We start from the raw sequence: 1,225 nt of genomic DNA on the forward strand, positions 1-1,225 counted from the left end.
AGGAACTTCCCAATCGTGTTGTCAAGCTGCTCCCGTGACGGGGGGTGAAGAGTGAAAGCACTCTCCGTCTCGGATCATCGCCCACAGAACGTTGAGGCGCCTGCGCGCGAGGGCCAGCAGTGCCTGCTTGTGTCCCTTGCCCTCGCTCCGCTTCCGGTCGTAGTACGCCTTCGAGGCGGGACAGCACCGCAGGCTGACCATCGCGGACAGGTACATGGTTCTCAGCAGCCCGCGGTGGTAGCGCCGGGGCCTGCGCATGTTGCCGCTGACGCGGCCGGAGTCGCGGGGTCTGGGTGCCAGGCCGGCGAAGCCGGCCAAGCGGTCGGAGCTGCCGAAGGCGTCCATGTCGCCGCCGGTCGCGGCGATGAACTCCGCCGCGAGTTTGGTTCCCATACCGGGCAGGCTGCGGATCACCTCGGCATGCGGGTGCTCGCGAAACTTGGCCTCGATCAGGGTGTCGAGCTCAGCGATCTCCTCGTCGAGGGCCATCACTCCCTTCGCGAGGCGGACCACCATGGCGGCGGCCAGTTCCTCGCCAGGGAGCACGGTGTGCTGAGCCCGGGCGGCCTCCACCGCGCTCTTCGCCAGTGTGGCGGCGCCCCGGACCTTGCGGTTCCTCAGCCACGTCTCGATCCGGCTCGCGCCCGCACGGCGGATCGCCGCCGGGGTCTGGAAGCCGGTCAGCAGCATCACCGGACCGTGGTTCGTCAGCTCCAGGGACCGTTCCAGCGCAGGGAAGATCTCCAGGAGTTGGGCACGGAGCCGGTTGATCTGGCGGGTGCGGTCGAAGATCAGGTCCAGGCGGCGGGTGGTCAGCGTGCGCAGGTCGACGGCGATCTCGTCGCCGGGTCGCAGCAGGCCGAGGTCGTGGCGGACGCGGGCCTGGTCGGCGATGACGAAGGCGTCCTTCGCGTCTGTCTTGCCCTCGCCGCGGTAGGTAGCCGAAGCGCGGTGAATTGCCAGGCCGGTGAGATAGGCGACCGGCTGGCCATGGCTGACCAGCAGGCCGATCAGCAGCGCGGCACCACCATGGTTGAGGTCTACCGCCCACAGCGCGTCCCGGGATATCTCCAAGACGTCGCCGATGAGCGCGAGGAGCTCGGTCTCGTCGTTCTGGACCCGGCGGGACAGCAGACGCTTGCCCTCCGCGTCGATCACCACCGCGTGGTGATGCGTCTTGCCGATGTCTACCCCGGCCCAGATCTCAGGCACGGTCACCTCCGCC

The 1,225-nt window shown here is 68.7% G+C and carries 1 protein-coding gene; it reads right to left on the reverse strand.

The features are described from left to right. Positions 1–21: 21 nt before the first annotated feature. A complete protein-coding gene (locus tag ACFY1P_RS35400; RefSeq protein ID WP_390753016.1) occupies positions 22–1,212 on the reverse strand; it encodes an IS110 family transposase in 1,191 nt (396 codons plus the stop codon). Positions 1,213–1,225: the final 13 nt, after the last annotated feature.

It is taken from the genome of Streptomyces sp. NPDC001407, from assembly GCF_042895325.1.
Classification (GTDB): Bacteria; Actinomycetota; Actinomycetes; order Streptomycetales; family Streptomycetaceae; genus Streptomyces.